Source organism: Acinetobacter pecorum (genome assembly GCF_014837015.1).
GTDB classification, from domain to species: Bacteria; Pseudomonadota; Gammaproteobacteria; order Pseudomonadales; family Moraxellaceae; genus Acinetobacter; species Acinetobacter pecorum.
This window is the reverse complement of record NZ_JACSPT010000001.1, coordinates 75,150-94,520: the sequence shown is the minus strand read 5'-3', so window position 1 is coordinate 94,520 and position 19,371 is coordinate 75,150. Positions and strand designations below refer to the sequence as shown.

Annotated in this window: 20 protein-coding genes; 12 read left to right on the top strand and 8 right to left on the bottom strand. The window is 43.8% G+C overall.

What is annotated here, in order from left to right:
- Positions 1 to 258: 258 nt before the first annotated feature.
- A complete protein-coding gene (locus H9629_RS00405; protein ID WP_064102212.1) occupies positions 259 to 954 on the bottom strand; it encodes a hypothetical protein in 696 nt (231 codons plus the stop codon).
- Positions 955 to 1,201: 247 nt separating this feature from the next.
- On the opposite strand from H9629_RS00405, the gene H9629_RS00400 reads away from it, so the two are divergent.
- The 3 genes from H9629_RS00400 (at position 1,202) to H9629_RS00390 (ending at position 3,989) form a co-directional block, all read left to right on the top strand.
- Positions 1,202 to 1,480: a PspC domain-containing protein gene (locus H9629_RS00400; protein ID WP_191730335.1), complete on the top strand. Its 279-nt coding sequence runs from the start codon at positions 1,202 to 1,204 to the stop codon at positions 1,478 to 1,480.
- Positions 1,481 to 1,708: 228 nt separating this feature from the next.
- On the top strand, positions 1,709 to 2,494 hold the full coding sequence (locus H9629_RS00395; protein WP_191730334.1) for a sulfite exporter TauE/SafE family protein: 786 nt from the start codon (positions 1,709 to 1,711) through the stop codon (positions 2,492 to 2,494).
- A gap of 82 nt (positions 2,495 to 2,576) precedes the next feature.
- Positions 2,577 to 3,989, top strand: a complete 1,413-nt coding sequence (locus H9629_RS00390) for an SLC13 family permease (protein WP_191730333.1) — start codon at positions 2,577 to 2,579, stop codon at positions 3,987 to 3,989.
- A 644-nt stretch (positions 3,990 to 4,633) separates the two neighbouring features.
- On the opposite strand, the gene H9629_RS00385 is transcribed toward H9629_RS00390, so the two are convergent.
- Together H9629_RS00385 and H9629_RS00380 are read right to left on the bottom strand one after the other, a co-directional pair.
- Complete coding sequence (locus tag H9629_RS00385; protein WP_064094908.1) at positions 4,634 to 5,743, bottom strand: HPP family protein; 1,110 nt, start codon at positions 5,741 to 5,743, stop codon at positions 4,634 to 4,636.
- Between the two features lie 244 nt (positions 5,744 to 5,987).
- Positions 5,988 to 6,794 (bottom strand): transglutaminase-like domain-containing protein, encoded by an 807-nt coding sequence (locus H9629_RS00380; RefSeq protein WP_191730332.1) that lies wholly within the window; start codon positions 6,792 to 6,794, stop codon positions 5,988 to 5,990.
- A 311-nt stretch (positions 6,795 to 7,105) separates the two neighbouring features.
- On the opposite strand from H9629_RS00380, the gene glyQ reads away from it, so the two are divergent.
- The 6 genes from glyQ (at position 7,106) to H9629_RS00350 (ending at position 12,911) form a co-directional block, all read left to right on the top strand.
- A complete protein-coding gene (glyQ, locus tag H9629_RS00375) occupies positions 7,106 to 8,089 on the top strand; it encodes a glycine--tRNA ligase subunit alpha (protein ID WP_064102208.1) in 984 nt (327 codons plus the stop codon).
- The gene (gene glyS / locus H9629_RS00370) at positions 8,089 to 10,158 is read left to right on the top strand and encodes a glycine--tRNA ligase subunit beta (RefSeq protein ID WP_191730331.1); all 2,070 of its coding nucleotides are present in this window, start codon (positions 8,089 to 8,091) and stop codon (positions 10,156 to 10,158) included. Before glyQ ends, glyS begins: the two co-directional genes overlap by 1 nt.
- Positions 10,159 to 10,381: 223 nt before the next feature.
- A complete protein-coding gene (locus H9629_RS00365; protein ID WP_225215683.1) occupies positions 10,382 to 10,783 on the top strand; it encodes a DUF6932 family protein in 402 nt (133 codons plus the stop codon).
- Complete coding sequence (locus tag H9629_RS00360) at positions 10,764 to 11,678, top strand: hypothetical protein (RefSeq protein WP_191730330.1); 915 nt, start codon at positions 10,764 to 10,766, stop codon at positions 11,676 to 11,678. The genes H9629_RS00365 and H9629_RS00360 overlap by 20 nt, the downstream gene beginning before the upstream one ends.
- A 129-nt stretch (positions 11,679 to 11,807) precedes the next feature.
- Positions 11,808 to 12,197 carry a hypothetical protein gene (locus H9629_RS00355; protein ID WP_191730329.1) on the top strand — a complete coding sequence of 130 codons (390 nt, stop codon included), beginning with the start codon at positions 11,808 to 11,810 and terminating at the stop codon, positions 12,195 to 12,197.
- A gap of 228 nt (positions 12,198 to 12,425) precedes the next feature.
- The gene (locus tag H9629_RS00350; protein ID WP_191730328.1) at positions 12,426 to 12,911 is read left to right on the top strand and encodes a hypothetical protein; all 486 of its coding nucleotides are present in this window, start codon (positions 12,426 to 12,428) and stop codon (positions 12,909 to 12,911) included.
- 67 nt (positions 12,912 to 12,978) lie between these two features.
- Here the strand turns inward: H9629_RS00350 and H9629_RS00345 are convergent, their stop codons facing one another.
- The 3 genes from H9629_RS00345 to H9629_RS00335 all read right to left on the bottom strand — a co-directional run bounded on the left by H9629_RS00345 (position 12,979) and on the right by H9629_RS00335 (position 15,616).
- Positions 12,979 to 13,932, bottom strand: a complete 954-nt coding sequence (locus H9629_RS00345; protein ID WP_064094917.1) for a 2-hydroxyacid dehydrogenase — start codon at positions 13,930 to 13,932, stop codon at positions 12,979 to 12,981.
- 89 nt (positions 13,933 to 14,021) lie between these two features.
- Entirely contained in the window at positions 14,022 to 14,219 is a 198-nt protein-coding gene (locus tag H9629_RS00340) for a hypothetical protein (RefSeq protein WP_081406315.1), read from the bottom strand.
- A gap of 125 nt (positions 14,220 to 14,344) precedes the next feature.
- Positions 14,345 to 15,616: a hypothetical protein gene (locus H9629_RS00335; protein ID WP_191730327.1), complete on the bottom strand. Its 1,272-nt coding sequence runs from the start codon at positions 15,614 to 15,616 to the stop codon at positions 14,345 to 14,347.
- Between the two features lie 113 nt (positions 15,617 to 15,729).
- Here H9629_RS00335 and H9629_RS00330 point away from each other — a divergent pair, with 113 nt between their 5' ends.
- Entirely contained in the window at positions 15,730 to 16,506 is a 777-nt protein-coding gene (locus H9629_RS00330; protein ID WP_064094919.1) for a class I SAM-dependent methyltransferase, read from the top strand.
- 15 nt (positions 16,507 to 16,521) lie between these two features.
- Positions 16,522 to 17,109 (top strand): hypothetical protein, encoded by a 588-nt coding sequence (locus tag H9629_RS00325; RefSeq protein ID WP_064094920.1) that lies wholly within the window; start codon positions 16,522 to 16,524, stop codon positions 17,107 to 17,109.
- Between the two features lie 151 nt (positions 17,110 to 17,260).
- Here the strand turns inward: H9629_RS00325 and H9629_RS00320 are convergent, their stop codons facing one another.
- Both H9629_RS00320 and H9629_RS00315 read right to left on the bottom strand, forming a co-directional pair.
- Positions 17,261 to 18,460 (bottom strand): TIGR03862 family flavoprotein, encoded by a 1,200-nt coding sequence (locus H9629_RS00320; RefSeq protein WP_064102199.1) that lies wholly within the window; start codon positions 18,458 to 18,460, stop codon positions 17,261 to 17,263.
- A gap of 4 nt (positions 18,461 to 18,464) precedes the next feature.
- Positions 18,465 to 19,109, bottom strand: a complete 645-nt coding sequence (locus H9629_RS00315) for a class I SAM-dependent methyltransferase (protein WP_171254905.1) — start codon at positions 19,107 to 19,109, stop codon at positions 18,465 to 18,467.
- A gap of 85 nt (positions 19,110 to 19,194) precedes the next feature.
- On the opposite strand from H9629_RS00315, the gene H9629_RS00310 reads away from it, so the two are divergent.
- Positions 19,195 to 19,368, top strand: a complete 174-nt coding sequence (locus tag H9629_RS00310) for a DNA gyrase inhibitor YacG (RefSeq protein WP_004278554.1) — start codon at positions 19,195 to 19,197, stop codon at positions 19,366 to 19,368.
- The last annotated feature ends 3 nt before the right edge of the window (positions 19,369 to 19,371 follow it).

Sequence of the window (19,371 nt, the reverse complement as noted above, 5' to 3'; positions counted from 1 at the left end):
GGCCGTTAGCTCAGTTGGTAGAGCAGTGGACTTTTAATCCATTGGTCCCGCGTTCGAGTCGCGGACGGCCCACCATTCTTTTCCAAGAATGCCCTCTCAGATTTACCTCTTTATATTTTAATTATTAAATACGATTTCTACTCGTGTATTTCTGCATCCAGATTTTAAGCTCACGTGTCCAACAGCTCATATTTATTGTATTAATTTAAATCTTCTTTGAACAACGTTTTAGACTGGATCGACCAATTTTATCTGACATTATGGTTCGACATGAAAGGAAGTATCTTTGACCAGTTCATAGGCTTTCGAAGGTGCCGGATAACCTCGCTCAAATAATTCGCGGTTGGTTTTTTCCTTCTCACTGTAAATTTTTTCCAGATTCATAACCAGATGGTTCGAATCCTTAATCGTATAATAAAAACTCGCCCCTTCTTTACGGTTTATGACCAATTCAGTACGTTCCGGGTTGATCGACCAGCGATCCTTACGATAGGTGGTATTATGAGCTGTGCTGCTTCTCGTATTATCAATAAAAACTTTGCCATACTGAAAAATACTACGGTGTACCGTACCATCCGGCAGTAAAGCCAAAATATATTCTGCCTTACCTTCTGTACAAGGTGCGAAACGCCCATCACAGTCAATTTCGGTATGATAGCGACCAATAAATGTTTTGGCATAATCAGGAACAGTGGTCGGATTTAGATCCGCCTCAACTGGAACAGCAGCCAGCCCTACAGCCTGAGTTAAGGATTTGGCACTGACTGCGACTACACCTGCGGTCGTATTGGCAGCAGAAACCTTGACCCCTTCTTCTTCTACAGCCTCTTGCTGATCTTCCTGTTCAGGCTTGACTTGATGCTGGTCACAGGCCTGCAAAATCACCACGCTCCCCAGTATCAGGCTACATTTAAGAAAATTGCTTGATGTAAAACGTGATATATCTACTTTCATTTTTTTAACCGACCCAGACCTAAAACATGGCGAGTAAAAAACACACAGCAAAGCTGATGAACTTTACATAAGAGTTCAATAGAATTTTCTATATGTTAGTGACTCTTAGACCGGGTTTTAATCTTTCTTAACATTACTTAACGATTTTATTTGTAATCAGCACTTTAAAAAGTTCGATCTAACGCCATTTCTTTTAATAATATGGATCTATTTTGTGGATTCAAACGTATTTTATCAGGAGATTTTAATGGCCAATGTTGGTTTATATCGCTCTAACCGCTCAAACATGATTGCAGGTGTGATGGGCGGTATTGCTGAACGTTTTGGTTGGAACGCAAATTTATTACGTCTTATCTTTGTGCTGGTTTCAGTGATGAGTGCCGCTTTTCCGGGTATTCTGGTTTATCTGGTACTTTGGTTAATCATGCCAAAACAACCGTACAGTATTGAACATGATAGCGCTTATCAGTCCCAAGGCTATAAAAATCCTGTACGCACCGTTAATCAGGATAAACGCGATTATTAAGGTGTATAGGAAGGTTTAACTAGCATTCTTGACAGGTTTCATCGAAGAGCTTCCTCCGTTCACCCCTAAATGGGATGAAATTTTGATGCCACGGTAATTTCCCCAAGTTATCGTGGCTTTTTTTTGCCTATATTTTTGTTATTTCTTAGCTGTATTACAGCTTTTCACTTTCTTTCTCAGTTGAATTCACGATAAGTTCAATATTCTAATTTTTGAAATGGATTTCACATGACTCAGGCAGAATGGATAATGCTGTGGCTCTGTGCCGTAGCAGCCCTGCTGCATGGTTTAAGCGGCTTTGGCTTTCCCATGATGAGTACGGCTGTTCTGTCCAGTGCATATCCGCTTAGCATCGCAGTTACTCTTGTCATTCTGCCCTGCCTGCTGCTGAATCTGATCATGCTGAATGCCGATCCTGCGCATAGCATGTTGCATAGCATTGGCTATTATATAAAACGCTATTGGCCACTGATACTCAGTAGCCTGATCGGCAGTGTACTCGGGGTCAAGCTGTTACTTTGGCTAAATGAGGCTTATTTAAAACTGTTATTGGGTCTGGTGATTGTATTTTATGTCTTGGACCAGTTACGGGCACAGCCATTGCAAGTTAGTCCACATATTTCCAGCATGCTCTGTTTTGGTTTTCTGGCCGGCATCATTGGAGGTGCGACCAATGCCATGGCACCTTTTCTGATGATGTATCTGATGAGTTGCCAGCTGTCTAAAACAGATATTGTCATTATCAGCAATCTCAATTTCATTGCCGGTAAACTGATCCAGCTAGTTTTACTGTTTCCAATTCTGATCACACTGGAAACCCATCAACAGCATATTCTGATCGGGATCAGCCTATTCGCCCTTGCTGGTGTCTGGATCGGAGACAAAATACGCCATCGTTTGTCTCAGCAGCACTTCAAATGGATTGTTCTGGCTTTACTTTTTGGCTTGGGCCTGTATGCCCTATGGCAAAGTACTGGATTATTGCAACAATCTGGTTATAGTATCTTTAAATAGGATGCTTTTTAAGCAAAACAAAATTACAAATTCAAAGTTAATATAAAAAATGATGTAAATAAAAACCTTGCAAGGAGAGCATATGACTCAGACCAACCTAGCTACCCCGACCAATGCCATGCCTAAAGGGCTGCTTAAAGGCTGGATTCTTATTCTTGTCGCAGCCATTGTGGCCTATGGCTTATATCTTTACCTGCCCTATGACCAGAATGCCAATAAAGGACTGGCACTTTTAGCCTTTATCGGTATCTTATGGTTGACTGAAGCCATTCATATCACGATTACAGCTTTACTCATCCCCGTGATGGCAGTATTGCTGGCCATGCCAATGGCCTCTGGTGAAGAACTGGTTCCGATTACCACGCAAGCCGCTTTGGCTACTTTTGCCGATCCTGTCATTTTCCTGTTTTTTGGTGGTTTTGCTTTGGCCACAGCGTTGCATATCCAGAAACTGGACCGGAAAATTGCCATGTGGATCATCTCCCTGTCCAGAGGGCATCTGGGCATTTCTGTACTGGCGATTTTTGTGGTGACGGCGCTGCTGTCCATGTGGATTTCCAATACGGCGACTGCTGCCATGATGCTGCCTTTGGCCCTAGGCTTGCTTTCACATCTGGATGTCAGCAAGGATCGTAAAACTTTTGTCTTTATCCTGCTCGGCATTGCCTATTCGGCCAGTATTGGCGGACTGGGCACCATGGTCGGTTCACCTCCGAATGCCATTGCTGCCAAGGCCCTCGGCTATGATTTTGCCGACTGGATGAAAATCGGCTTGCCGATGATGTTCATTATTCTTCCCGCCATGCTGGTCAGTTTATATCTGGTACTACGTCCAAAACTGAATTACAAAGTACAATTTGTAACTGAAAATATTCCCTGGACCGGCACCCGTATAGCCACCATGATCCTCTTTCTTTGTACTGCAATTGCCTGGATTTTCAGTAAAAAATTCACTGAAATTTTTGGTATTTCCCAGCCGGATACTTGGATTGCAATTTTGGCTGCCTGTATGGTGGTGATTCTGGGTACCGCAAGCTGGAAACAGATTGCAGAAAATACCGACTGGGGGGTCTTGTACCTGTTCGGTGGTGGTCTGACCTTGAGTGCCATTCTGAAGGATTCAGGCAGTTCGCTGGTACTGGGTCAAACTCTGGCCAATGCCTTTGGTGATGCCTCCCCACTGATAATTATTTTTGTAGTTGCTACATTTATTATCTTCCTGACTGAATTTACCAGTAATACCGCTTCAGCTGCCCTGCTGGTACCAGTATTTGCCGCAATTGCGGATCAGATGGGAATGCCCAAAGAAATTCTGGTGATTGTCATTGGCATTGGTGCCTCATGTGCCTTTATGCTGCCGGTAGCGACCCCGCCAAATGCGATTGTTTTTGGAACCGGTTATATCCAGCAAAGCGAAATGATGAAAGTTGGTTTTGTGCTGAATATTATGTGTATCTTTATTATTTCATTGTTTATTTACTGGTTCTTTATTTAATCATTACAGCTCTTAAGCATCACACCCTCTACAAAGCACACTCTGGTGTGCTTTGTCGTATTATTCGCCTATATGTTGAATCTTTCTCTCATCGAAAAATAATATGCTTTTAACAATGATAAAGATAAAGTCATTACATTAAAAATATCAAAAAGTGGCAAACAGATATTGGACAGGATATTTCACTTAATCTGTCAACCGATCCGAAACTCTCTCTGGAAAATGACACTCAATCTCGTGCTTGCACCTTTGATCATGACCCTAATTTTATTTTCTTATACGCTATTTCATGAAGTCAGTTATGGGATTTTTCTCCATTTTCAGAAGCCTGTTTTCAGCGCTTTTGATTAGCTTTTTGTCTGCCTGACTTACTGGACGATGATCTTTCCTTTTCTATGAGGGACTCACCTGCTGCTACCTACGCCATTAACAGCTGTTTAACATCCTCACAATTTTAATGAGCAGCATTGGAAATCCTGATTCTGGCCTACATCTCGCATCCTCCAAGCGAAGCTTTTTAGTGTTCATTTTTTTGTTTTTACTGAATTTCTTTCTACCAATGATACTGTTTTACAGTTTTCTCAGCTGGCAAGCCGACCAGACCTGATCAGGCATGGTCGCTTATATGCCATTTTAATCCGGTTTTAAGCTTTCATTTTAAAATGATTCAGCTCCTGGTTGAGGGCAGCAATCATGTCTGCCCGGCTGATAATTCCCACCAATTGCTGCTTGCTTACCACCGGAATATAGTTAAAGGAACGCTCGACAAAATATGGCACCAGATCCTGAATGGGCTGTAAGGGCTGTACCGTGATCACTTTGCGGGTCATGATATGTTTAACCTGATGCTCCCAGCTGCTGCGTACATCGACAGCGCGCTTAAACCATTCCACCACCTGATACATTGCCAGCGTACCGACCAGCTGTTCATCTGCATTAACGACGGGCAGGCTCATCAGGTTCATCTGCTTGAACTTGTCCAGTGCATGTTGGATATCATCATTTTCATGCAGGGTTGCCACATCCTTCGTCATAATATCCTGGCAGCTAAATTCATGCACCGCACGCGCATTGGCGCGGTTTTGTGCCTCCAGAATGATTTTTTGCAGGTCATATTCACTGATGTCCAGCAGCTCGGTATGCTGGTCCAGCACTTCCTGAATATCCTGCGGTTGAATCGTCACTTTCTGGGTCGGCGTCGGGTCCTTGGAACGGCTATTTAACTGGGCCTGCTGCGGATAGTTCTTGCCAATCATCCGGTTAAAGACAATGGCAATCCCCATGAGCAGAATTGAATTGAGCAACACCGGATAAAATACAAAGGCATAACCCAGTTCATGCACCGGATGACCACCCAGCACTGCAGTAATGGCCACGGCGCCACTCGGTGGATGCAGGGAATCCGTGGTCATCATCAGGACAATTGCGGCAGCTACTGCCAGACTAAAGGCTTCGGTCGGATTGGCAATGAGCAAGGCACAGCTCACCCCAATGACGGCAGCAATGGTATTGCCGACCAGAATGTTCCAGGGCTGTGCCAGAGGACTTGCCGGTACCGCAAACAGCAATACCGAAGATGCGCCCATCGGGGCAATGTACCAGGCTTCAAAATCCCCCAGAATCCATAAACTCAGCAAGGAGGAAACCACCAGACCTAGCAATGCACCTATTCCGCAGAGCAGGCGGTCTTTGAGCGGAAGGACTTTGAAATTTGGTTTTAGGGTATTGAGCCAGTCGAGATGGGAATGAAACACAGTGCGCCTGATCTTATGATTTGCAGATTTTGCGCATTATAGAACCAAGCCAGATGAAAGGCATCGCTGTTTTACATCTTTTCACCATTCGCGAATACATGCTTTTTAAAACAATATTTCACTCAAGTTAAAACATTCATTCGGCTTTTTATAGAATGATCACTTTATTACCGATAGTCATTTGCATGGAAAAATCCTTTCTAACCTTCTGCTTAAATAGCTGTTCAAATCTTTTTAAAGCAGCTTAATGGCTGATTTCAGGTTGAATCAGTGGCTGGATTTTTAGCAGCTCGACCTGACCATAATAGGTTGAAAATGCGACATCACCGGCATCGACGCCAGTACCAATCCGAATGAGATTTTCGACCGGAGCCAGACGGGTCGGATCAAACTGTACCCACCCTCCGTCCAAATACACTTCAAAAATGGCATGAAAATCGGGTAAAAACTTTTCAATTTCTACATAGCCAACCACCATACGTGCCGGAATACCCAAGGCACGGCACAATGCAATGCCTAAATGGGCGAAGTCACGGCACACGCCTGCACGATGTACCAGGACATCTGTAGCAGTGGTAAACTGGTCAGAACTGCCAGAAGCATAAAAAATATTGTTATAGATCCACTGCTCAATCGCTTTGACCCGCGTATAGCCGGGTGTCATCCAGCCAAATGAACGTTTTGCCATTTCCAGCAATAAATCCGAATTGCAATAACGGCTGGCCAGCAAATAAGGCAATACTTCATCAGGTAGATCAGGAATCGACACTTCTTTCAGACCTTGCTGCCGTTCAAAAGAAATGCCCGATTGACGAGCCACGTTCGCAATATAATTCACCTCAAAAACCTCACAGGGTTCGACCTGCAAACGAATATGACGGTTTTGATGCTGTGCATCCTGAAATTCATGCCAGACCACCGGCAGATTAAAGTGCAGTTGCTCTTCAAGAATCTTTTGATCAGGATGATGTGCTGCCTGAAGCATAAAAATAAATTCTGTCGGTTGTACGACCTTGTATTTTAAATGGCATTGAATTTGGTAAGTGGTCATGAAGTCCCTTATTTTTAAACATTATTATATTGCGTGAATATTAAACTAATTTTAGAACAACAATCGTATAAGCTCCGTTGAACTTTATAACTCTCGAGTTTACAGCAGGTCATCCATCTGATTTATTCCTGGTTTTCAGTTCGGCCGGCATTTATTGGCAAAGTTAAAATCGCAGTACGCCTTTCAGCAAGTCCTATCATTCCCGTCTCTTTTATTTTTTCAAAAAAGGATAGACACATTAACCCTTTGCCACTCCCCTGCAAAGTCCTTATAATTGAGCACAATTTTTCTCTAATTTTAAGTGGATGACCATGAGTCGCGCCATATCGCATATTGATACCTTCCAAGGCTTAATTCTTGCCTTACAAAACTACTGGGCGGAGCAAGGCTGCGTCGTTTTACAACCTTACGACATGGAAATGGGTGCAGGGACATTCCACACCGCAACTTTCTTACGTGCCTTAGGTCCTGAAACCTGGAATGCCGCTTATGTTCAGCCGTCACGTCGCCCAAAAGACGGTCGTTATGGTGAAAACCCGAATCGTCTACAACATTACTACCAGTTCCAGGTGGTGCTTAAGCCAAACCCGGACAACATCCAGCAGCTTTATCTTGATTCATTAAAAGCGATTGGTATTGACCCGCTGGTACATGATATCCGTTTCGTAGAAGACAACTGGGAATCTCCGACACTGGGTGCCTGGGGCTTAGGCTGGGAAGTTTGGCTGAACGGTATGGAAGTGACTCAGTTCACGTATTTCCAGCAAGTCGGTGGTGTTGAGTGCTACCCGGTTACAGGCGAAATTACCTACGGTCTTGAACGTCTTGCCATGTACCTGCAAGGTGTAGACTCGGTTTATGATCTGGTTTGGACCAAAGGCCAGTTCGGTACTGTAACTTACGGTGATGTGTTCCATCAAAATGAAGTAGAACAATCGACTTATAACTTCGAATATGCGCCTGTCGACAAGATGTTCGAATTGTTCGATTTCTACGAAGCTGAAGCAACGCGTTTAATCGAAGCGGAACTGCCATTACCAGCTTATGAGCAAGTGATTAAAGCGTCACATTGCTTTAACTTACTGGATGCGCGTGGCGCGATCTCTGTGACTGAACGTCAGCGTTATATTTTACGTGTACGTACATTGGCCCGTTCAATTGCACAAAGCTACGTGGCTGCACGTGCGAAACTCGGTTTCCCGATGGCAGAACCTGCATTACGTGATGAAGTGTTGGCACAATTGAAAGCGCAAGTTGAAGCGGAAGCAAAAGTTGAATCTAAGGAGAGCAAATAATGTCTAAACATACCGTTTTGTTCGAATTGGGTTGTGAAGAACTTCCACCAAAAAGCCTGAAAAAATTACGTGATGCTTTAAAAGCTGAAACTGAAAAAGGCTTAAAAGATGCTGGTCTGGCTTTTGATGCAATCGAAGCCTATGCAGCACCACGTCGTTTGGCACTTAAAATCGTCAATGTGGACGGCGCACAGGCAGACACACAAAAACGTTTTGACGGCCCTGCCAAACAGGCAGCGTTTGATGTTGAAGGCAAACCAACCAAAGCTTTGGAAGGTTTTATGCGTGGGCAAGGCATTACTGTAGATCAGGTTTCTACTTTCCAGGCCGGTAAAGTTGAAAAAGTGTGCTACTTAAAAGACGTAAAAGGTCAAAGCCTTGACGTTTTACTGCCACAAATTTTACAAGCAGCTTTAGACAACCTGCCAATTGCAAAACGTATGCGTTCTGCGGCAAGCCGTACCGAATTCGTACGTCCTGTGAAATGGGTGGTGTTGTTAAAAGATAACGATGTGATTGATGCAACCATTCAGGATCACAAAGCAGGTAATGTGACTTATGGTCACCGTTTCCATGCACCTGAAGCGATCACTTTAACGCATGCTGATGAATACTTAAGCAAGCTTAAAGCAGCGCACGTTGTGGCTTCTTTTGAAGAACGTCAAGCGATCATTGACCAGCAAGTCAAAGCACTTGCTGATGAAGTGAATGCAATTGCGATTGTGCCTGCTGATCTTCGTGACGAAGTGACGGCACTGGTTGAATGGCCTGTTGCACTTCGTGCAAGCTTCGAAGAACGCTTCCTTGCAGTTCCTCAAGAAGCCTTGATTACCACCATGCAGGACAACCAAAAGTACTTCTGTTTGGTAAATACTGAGAACAAACTGCAACCGTACTTCATTACTGTATCGAACATCGAGTCGAAAGACCCGACACAAATCATTGAAGGTAATGAGAAAGTGGTTCGTCCACGTTTGTCTGATGCTGAATTCTTCTTCTTGCAAGATCAAAAGCAACCGCTTGCATCGCGTAAAGAGAAACTGGCAAACATGGTATTCCAGGCAGAACTCGGTACGCTTTGGGACAAATCGACACGTATTGCGAAATTGGCTGTTGCACTTGCGCCAATTACAGGTGCAAATCCTCAAGATGCTGAAAAAGCTGCCCTTCTTGCAAAATGCGATTTAACTTCTGAGCTTGTGGGTGAATTCCCAGAACTTCAAGGGATCGCGGGCACTTACTATGCGCGTCTTGAAGGTGAAAATGATGAAGTGGCTGAATCTCTAGGTGAGCAATACCTGCCTAAATTCGCGGGTGACGTTTTACCGAAAACCAAAACAGGTACAACTATTGCTCTTGCCGACCGCTTAGACACATTGACTGGTATTTTCGGTATTGGTCAAGCGCCAACAGGTTCTAAAGACCCGTTTGCACTACGTCGTTCTGCGATTGGTATTTTGCGTCTTGTGACTGAAAACGAACTTGATGTGTCAATCGAAGATCTGATCAAGCTGGCTTTGGCTGCTTATGGCGATGTATTGAAAGATCACGACAAGACTTTGGCAGATGCGGTTGCATTCCTTGAAGGTCGTTACCGTGCGAAATACGAAGACCAAGGCGTTGCGGTTGATGTGATTCAGGCGGTTCAGGCCTTGTCTCCAAAATCACCACTTGATTTTGACAAGCGTGTAAATGCGGTCAATCATTTCCGTGATCTTCCTGAAGCTGCTGCGTTGGCTGCTGCAAACAAGCGTGTTGCGAATATCTTAGCGAAAGAAGCTGCACCTGAAGGTGCTGTGGTTGAGGCTAACTTGGTTGAAGATGCTGAAAAAGCATTGTTCGCTGAACTTGCGAAAATTGCGCCTCAAGTTGAGCCATTATTTGCTGCGAAAGATTACACTGCTGCATTGTCTGTGCTTGCTGCACTTCGTGCGCCAGTCGATGCATTCTTTGACGGTGTAATGGTGATGGCAGATGATGCTGACCTGAAAGCAAACCGTTTACGTATGCTTGCTCAACTTCGTGATTTGTTCACAAAAGTGGCTGATATTTCAGTGTTACAGCACTAATAATTTAAAGTAAAAAAGACCGCAAATGCGGTCTTTTTTTACACTAAAAATTATAAATATATGATATAAATAATTGTATTTTTAATAAAAAATCAAAATGATAGACAATAATTTTACAGAAAATATTGAGAGAGACCCCAAAAGACTATCTGATGGAAAAGTAATTTATCCTTGTCTCCTAGAGCCCGGTATTCATAAGATATCTTTGTAAAGTTTGGAAAAAATGGTTCTCAGCCCATTTGAAGAAAAAAGAACACGTTCACATCTATGTAATCGCTTAAGAGTATTAATCCAAGACCTAAAAGCATATCGTGTAGAAATGATCATTTGGATTGATGGCTCAATGTGTTCAAAAAAACCTCATCCTAGCGACATTGATATAGTTTTATTTCTGAATCAAGAAGATCTTAATAAATTATCTGCCGAAAAATATAATGATTTACTCTCACTCCTAGTAAATCGTAATACAATTCGCGCTCGATATGGGTGTGATCTTTATTTTAATTACATGAGCGATGAGGATAAATATCACTATTGGCGTAGTCGTTTTAGTTTCAATCAATTATATGAAGCTAAAGGTTTCATTCAAATTCGAGTAAATCCAAATGAACATCACTACTCTTGAAGAACAAATACATTTAGCTGAAAAAATAATAAAAAAAGATAGTGAAACCTTAGATAAAAATGATCGCTTTAAAGTCGCATCTATCGATTCTTTTAAAGAACATTTAGATAGCCTTAGAAAGCAACTTTATGATCTGCAAATTCGCAGAGAAAAAGAAATTTTAGAAGTTCGCTTCGTAGGTGATAAAGCTCATAATGGCTCACTCCCTTTAATGCTACATGCAGCCTTATCAAAAGGTTTAGCTGAAAGTTTAATTACACTTTCTACGAAGATAAAAACCCCTAAAAAACATGCTGATTTTGTTAACCAGTCCGAGTTAGATCTTCGCTTAGCAAATATTGTATCGGGTTCAACCAAATTTATTATTAGCTTAGATATTCAGCCCGACTTGTTCGGATGGAGTCTATCTCAAAATACTCTCACTTATTGGTTCTCATTTTTTCAAGCATTAGAAAACCCTGAAAATAATCAGGAGATTTTCTCAATGATGGGGAATAAAGGGATAAAAAGTATCAAGTCCATGCTATCAGCTTTAAAAAGTAATAATTTAGACTTTGAACTAAATTGGGATTCTCATCATAACAAAAATCATTACTGGGTAGGAAATTCACAAAAAATCGAAGCTGCATTAAACTTTTTGAATGATTTGGAAATTAAAGAACCATTGATATGCGAAATCTCTGGAGCCATACAAACACTAGATATATCTGGAAAAATAACTATCGTTGACGAAGACAAAAAAAGTTACCGTATACGTTTAGAGAAATCTTTACTTCCTGAAATTGAAAAACTACATATTAAGCAGTTTGTTAGTTTAAAAGTAATGAAGCACATTAGTACTCACCCAACATTTGAAAAAATTGTTGAGAGCTATGAATTTATTGAGATTCTTTAGAGAAAAATTTCAACTATAAACACCGTATTAAATGACCTAAATCCATCATTCTAAAATCGTGAATACTATGGTCATCCTTTTCACAATTCCCTATACTCATCTCAACAACACTCAACAAGAAAGAATCATATGAAATTTAAAGCTCTTATTTTGACGGGTCTTGCGAGTATTGCCCTTTCAGCCTGTACCTCTGCACCAAAAATCCCACAGCTTCAGGTCGGTGTCTTACAGGAAGTCCAAAATATTGAAGTGGTTCCAGACACGACCAACAACAAGGCAAAACTGACCAAATTCCTCGATAAATGCGTGATTGAATTCACCGGCGATATTGGCAATAACCGTGTTATTGAACAATGGTCATTTAAAGGCATGACTCTAATCGATGCCGGTTCAGCCACCTTCCAGCGCGATGGCACCAGCACCGCACAAAAATTTGACCTGCACGATGCAGGCGTACAAAAGAACTTTGTCAGCTTACGCGAACATTTCGCCAAAGATGCCCTGACACAATGTGACTAAAAAGATCGCCCTGTTTGAGTATAAGAACAGGGCTTTTATTTTGCTAAAACTCAATTCGACCCTTCATCTGATTTCTACTGCCCTTTCTTTAAAAATTATAATATTCCGGTACAGATCAACCTGAAAGCCCTGCACTCTTCACAGGATATTCATTGTTTTTGACCAATTATCCGTTACACTGAAAAACAAACTCAGACCGCACTTAGACGAATTCGAGGTCGATGCATAATGAATATCAAAACCCCAATTATTTTAACGACAGCTTTAATGCTTTCTGTTCCAGCATTCGCACAAACTACGACTCAGTCTGCTAAACCGGTTAAACCCTATGGTGAAAATCCGAACCTGCTGCATGTATTTGCATATAAAGCACAGGAAGGCGTAGTGAATACTGCCGAGAAAGTCGGTGAAGCAACGGAAAAAGGTATTGCTAAAATCAAGCCGGGTGTAGATCGCGCCTGGAACAATACCAAGACCACTGCATCAGATACGATTCAGAAAGTAGATCAGGGCGCAACTCAGGCAGCCCAGCAAACTGGTCAGAAAATCCAGCAGACCAAAGAAGTCTGGCGTGGCAATTCACAGCAAGCAGCACCAATTGTGCAGCAACCTTTAAGTGAGTCCTCTGCTGCCCCACAGCAAACAACCACCCCACAAATGCAGCCTCAATCTGGTTCAGGTTCAGCCACCAGTTATGCGGTAACCGATTTATAAAAAAAGCCCATCACGGGCTTTTTTATTTTCTAAAAATAAAACTATTACCTTGTATCGACGCGATCTATCAATTGACCTGTCGAATCGGCTGACCCTGTTTAAATGCTGCTACATTTTCGACCATTTGATCCACAATGCGTTGCCGTGCATCAACACTGCCCCAGGCATTATGTGGTGTCACAATCAGGTTGGGAATCGTTGAATCAAGTAGTACATTGCCCTGTTTCGGTGGTTCTACCGTGAGTACATCCGTCGCTGCACCGGCAATCTTGCCTGCTCGCAACGCCTCAGCCAAAGCAGCTTCATCGACAATACCGCCACGCGCACAGTTAATTAAAAATGCACTGCTTTTCATTGTTTCCAGTTCATCATGACTGATTAAATGTCGGGTATCATCGGTAAGTGGACAATGCAGACTGAGAAAATCAACTTGAGCAAGCAACTCTGCAAATGGCACACGGGAGGCATCAGCGGTACGGTTTGGCAGCGCGGCAATGAGAACTTTCATACCAAAAGCTTCGGCCAGTTTTGCCACTGCATGGCCCAGTTCTCCATAACCGACGATACCCAATATTTTTCCGGCCAGCTCGACAATGGGCGCATCCAGCAAGCAGAACTGGCTGGCTTTTTGCCACTCGCCTTGTTGTAACGCACGTTGGTAAGACAGGAATGAAGTTGCCAGATTCAGCATCAGCATGATGGTATGCTGCGCGACTGCCGAAGTGCCATAGGCCTGACAGTTACACACCACGATCCCGCGTGCTTTGGCCGCCGCAAGGTCGACATTATTGGTGCCGGTTGCCGAGATTAAAATCAGTTTAAGCTCAGGGCATTGTTGAATGGTAGCTGCATCGATTACGACTTTATTGGTTATGATGACGTCCACATCGGCTACACGAAACTGCACCTCTTCGGCCGAGGTGGCAGGATACAAGACAAGCTGGTCAAATGCTGCATGCAGTTCCTGAAAGTCCAAATCCTGTTGGTCTAAAGAAGCATAATCTAAATAAACGGCTTTCACGGCTGTTCCCTCAATCCTGTTTGACAATCTATTCCGGTGATTTAAAACGAGTCATTGAGTCTTTTCAACCTGTTTCCAGCCTGGAACAATTAATCCAGCGGTTTATCCATATGGTTGCGTAATGACTTGCGGATTCGATACACCACATACACGGATAGAATAATCATAAAAATGACGGATGCACTGACCATAATCACCGCAGGATGCACACTTTCTGCATATGCCAGATTGGGCAGAACCAAACCGAAGATAAAACATACTTGCATCATCCAAGTTGCTCGCATCATAGAGATCCCCTTCTTCGTTTTAACCATCGGGAACGGTATTATTGATTTATTATTTATACCGCTTATCTCTATATTATGCCAAGTCTATCACATGTCAAGTAATTGTTTTTTATATAAATTTTTAGTTAATTTATCTCACTGTATGTCACAAAATGCGTATTTTTGTCACTATCGTCTATAAAAACAGCAGCCCCATATTCATTGGTACTCAGATTCAGCTGCTTATAGCTAAACATATAAAAATCGCTATAGCGCTTCATTAAAATCGGATGCATGCCCACATTGAGTTCATCCTGTTCCTTGATCAGTTTCATGATATGCCGGTCATTCATCACCACCAGATAACGTTCATCATTCAGGTTAATGCTCAACAAACCGTTACCTTTGGCATAAATCGGAATCAGGAATTTATGGTTTAGTGCAATTGCACCTTCTGCATAACTTTCAATTTTATGACTGATGACATTAAATACCAGACCATGTCCATACTGGTCCAACAGCAACTGGCGATTTTCCTGCGGCAAATTCACATGAATGCCGAGCTTGAGCAGGTCATGCTGATCGACCTGTTTATTACGCAAAAGTTCCCGCAAAATCACCTGTTTCTGTGTGGCATCAAAAAACTGGTTATCCAGTTGCAGATCGTTATTTTTCAGGATCTGCCCCAAGGCCATGCGGTGCCGTGGCAAGACATTTTCGATCACCTTGCGGTAGTAGAACTTGCTGTTTTTCTTGACCCGGCGCATTTTCTGGTAGAAATAAGTGGGCTCATATTCATGTAGCAAAAAGTCATACAGCAACTCGGAACTGGCCAGAACCGCGATGGCATCATGCCCGGTAAAAGGTAAATGCAACACATGATGATGCGGGATCAACGCTGCTAATTTCAGATAATGCGCCCGATCTTCGGCACAGTAAGGATCATAGACAATAATATATTCACAGGCCGGATCAATGTCTTCAGCATCAATCCGCATTCCGGCATTCAGCTCTGGCTGATAGAACATGTTGTAGCGGGCATCGTGTACATCTTCCGGATCAATCGAATATTGTGGCACCATCGCCACCACCCGTTGCACGCCCAAGGCACGGGAATATTTGATCGCGGCATAGCCACCCATAGAGCCGCCATATGCAATACGCTGCTGAAACGGCGCGATCAGTTCAGCAATTGCCTGTAGCATGTTCCACATGGAACCTTGTGGAAACCAGGATTTATGCTTGGGCATAATGCCAATGACATTAAATTCAAATTTTGACAGTGACTTTTCTGCATTGATGTTGAGGCCCTTGGCACGGGTAATCAAATCGCCAAATGAAAAAATCAGTTCTGAAGAAGATCCCGGCATAAAAATCGCGCGTATATGTTCATCTTCAAAAACAATCTGCTTGTCCATAACTTTCCCGTACTGGTAAATCGAACCCTTCCACAACAATTCAGTCAATGAACGCTGTCAAAAAAGTGAATATGCTATTTTATAGGGATCGAAAAGATTAAAAAGCGCAAAATATGACACAATCATTACATCCGGCAGCAAAACGGGGTTTTAGTGCGTCGGCTGAGCTATATCAGCAAGTGCGTCCTGATTATCCGGCAGAAATCAGCCAGTGGCTCAGTGAAACGCTGGCTTTGCCTGCAGATGCACATCTTCTGGATTTAGGCTGTGGCACCGGCAAGTTTATCCCCTATTTACGCCCGCTGAGCACCCATATTAACGCGATTGATCCTGTCCCGGAAATGCTGGCTCAATTAAAACTGGCCCATCCGGACATTCATGCGATTGAAGGAGCGAGCCAGCAGCTTCCCCTGCCCGATCATAGCCTGAATGCAATATTTTGTGCACAGTCATTTCACTGGTTTGCCGACGCTGCGACCTTGCAAGAACTCGCCCGGGTACTCAAACCGCAGGGTTATCTGGTGTTAATCTGGAATCAGCGCGATACTCGGGTCGACTGGGTTCAGGCCTTAGCCGATTGTATAGCCCCCTTGGAAGGCGATACGCCACGCTATCATAGCGGCGCCTGGCGCCATGTCTTTACACAGCAAACACTATTTCAGCCCTATGCAGAAACCACAATGGCTCAGCAACAGCATGGCTGTGTGGAACAGGTAGTATCCAAACGGTTGCTTTCGACCAGCTTTATTGCAGCCCTGCCCGTACAGCAGCAGGCCCAGTTAAAACAACAATTTGAACAGATCATTCAGCAATATACCGCCAAACGCGCAGAAGAAATGATAGATTTTCCGTATATCACCCATATCTATGTGTTCAAGAAAAGTACTTAAAAACAGGAGGCGATCATGCAAAAAATACCAGGAATAACACGAACGCTACTGTTCGCCGCAGCCGTGCTTCTGATGGCATGTGACCAGAAAACGACCGAAACTCCAGCTGAAACTCCAACAGATAACATGGCTTCAGATCAGGTCATGCAGGAACTGAAAACCGAACCTCTCAAAGAATTTCCCAAAACTGCCGATGATCCGCACGATATTGCCGCATTGATGGATTATGAACAGCGTTTTCAGGAAATGAGCAGTGATCTGGAAAAAGAGTTAAACAGCATGCGCGACGATGAAAATATGACAGCAGAATTTGTCCAGCAACGTCAGCGGGATCATGTCCAGTCTGCCCTGAACATGCTAAAAGCCTTAGAGCTGAAAACCGAACAGGGCCGTTATATTCAAGGGCTGATGTACCAATACTGGGAACATCAGGAACAGTTGCTCAATAGTCCGCCGTCTCAGGCAGCGACTGTAAATGAAGCCAGTGAGAACGTCAAAGGACTGGGGAAATACCTGCATGCCCAAGAGCAGCTGGAACACTGGCGTTTGCAATACCCCGACCTTGCCAAGAAAGAACCAGCTTCCCGGCAAGTGAAGGAATAGTCCAGGATGCGAGAATGGCACACAGCTTAGATAAAATACAAAAATAATCTAAGCTGAAATCGCAGCTTTAAAACAGCATGGATCAACAAGGCCAGATCTATTGATGCTGTATTGCAGTATAAATGCCTGTCCATCCTGACCATAAAATAAGTTAATGTGCTGTGAGAAACTGATGTACACCTTCACCTGCCGCGCGACCTGTAGCAAAACAGGCGGTCAGCAGATAGCCGCCTGTTGGTGCATCCCAGTCCAGCATTTCCCCGCAAAGAAAAACATACGGGTTGGATTTAAGTTGCAGCTGTTCTGACAACACTTCACGCCTGACGCCACCGGCACAGCTGATCGCCTCTTCAATCGGACGAAAGCCGGTGAGTGGAATGGTCAAATGCTTCATCTGCTTGGCTAATACAGCAGCATCTTGCCATAATGCCTTGGCTACCAATTCCCGTACTAAAGCCGCCTTGGCACCATCCAATCCGGCTTTACGCCAGACATTAGTTAAAGACTGCTTCTTGCTTGGCTGTAGTTTTTTCGTCAATTGTTCAACATTTTGGTCAGGAAAAATATCCAGGCTAAGCTGCATGTTTCGGCCCTGTTTCAGCTGCTCACGTAAGCTCCGACCCTGCTTATAAATCAGGCCACTTTCCAGACCGTAATGGCTAATTACGATATCACCAACGGCCTTTTCACCTTGCCCGACCCATGCTGCAACACGTTTCAGCGGTTGACCAAAGACTGGCTGCATAAACCGAGACCAAGGATATTCCACTCCGGCATTACTGGCCTGGAAAGGTTCAATTTCATCCGGCTTTAACCAAGCTTGCCATGCACCATCACTCCCCAACGCTGACCAGGACACTGCACCACAAGCCAGAATAATGGCATCAAAATCTTCAGTGCGGCGTTCATTATTTTTCAGATCATGTAGCTCCAGCTGTTGCTGCTGCAACTGGCTGACTTTATGCCGGTAATGAAACTGAACGCCATCACGGGCCAAACGCTTGAGCCAGGCACGCAGCAAGGGTGCGGCTTTCATTTCAGTCGGGAATACCCGGCCAGACGAACCGATATAAGGTTCTATACCGAGCTGTTTCATCCAGTCTTGAATCCAGAACGCATCCCAGCGTTTGATCCAGGGAGACAACCACTCCACCTCATCATAACGCTGTACAAACTGTGGCACAGGCTCGGCATGGGAAATATTCAGGCCGGTCTTGCCTGCCATCAGGAATTTTCGTGCAGCAGACGGTTTTTGCTCATAGACATGCAGCTCATAACCAAACTGACTGAGCACTTCTGCCGCCATTAACCCCGCAGGGCCTGCGCCCACAATAGCAATGCGTTTGCTCATCTGCTTATTCCGCTACGGTGGCATTCTGCCCTTGTAAAGGCTGGAAATCATCAAAGCGCGTTACATAGCTTTCCGGCTTGCTGATGATCAGTTGCTGGCATAATTCGCCACGTTCCAGATATTTGATTTCAAAATGGGTACGCGCCGAATCTGCAGCAATCACTTCTTTGACAAAAGGCAGCTTCCAGAGCTCTCGCACCTGTATTTCTGCTTCTTCGATATAGGCAGGAATATTACTGGCCAAAGTAATCGTTCCCCCGGTTTTCAGGCGGGAAAGCAGAAACTCAAAAAATGGCATATTGACCCAGCGCTGTGCCGGATTATGCGGTTCAGGATTTGGATATAAAATAAAGAATTGTTCTACCTGCTGCGGATACAGTGCATGCACGATCCACGGTAAAGCATCGGCATGAACGGTTTGTAAATTAGTTTGACCCTCAACAGCATGCTGTTTTTGCATCGCCAGAAATTTTTCACGGGTACGTTCAATTGCAATCAGTTGAGTGTCGGGATTGTTCTTGCTGAATAACAAGGCATGTTTACCTTTACCCGCTCCCACTTCGACGCAGACCGGTTCAGGACTGATGCTTTGAAACTCACGGGGCGCATGCATACGCTGTGCTTGAAATTGACGAATCGGCATAATCAGATCAAACTAATAAAAACCGCATAAGTCTAACAAGTGCGGCTATATTTGCCTAATCGAACCTTTATTTTTCTTTGGAGTTATTGTCATGCCCACCACTTTAAACTGTCCGCGCTGTGGCAAGCTGACCACATGGGAAGATAATGAATTCCGTCCTTTTTGCTCAGAACGTTGCAAGATGATTGATCTGGGTGCTTGGGCCAATGAAGAATATAGTTTGCCTACCCAGGATGCACCACAAGCCGATAATAGCGAAGAATAAAAT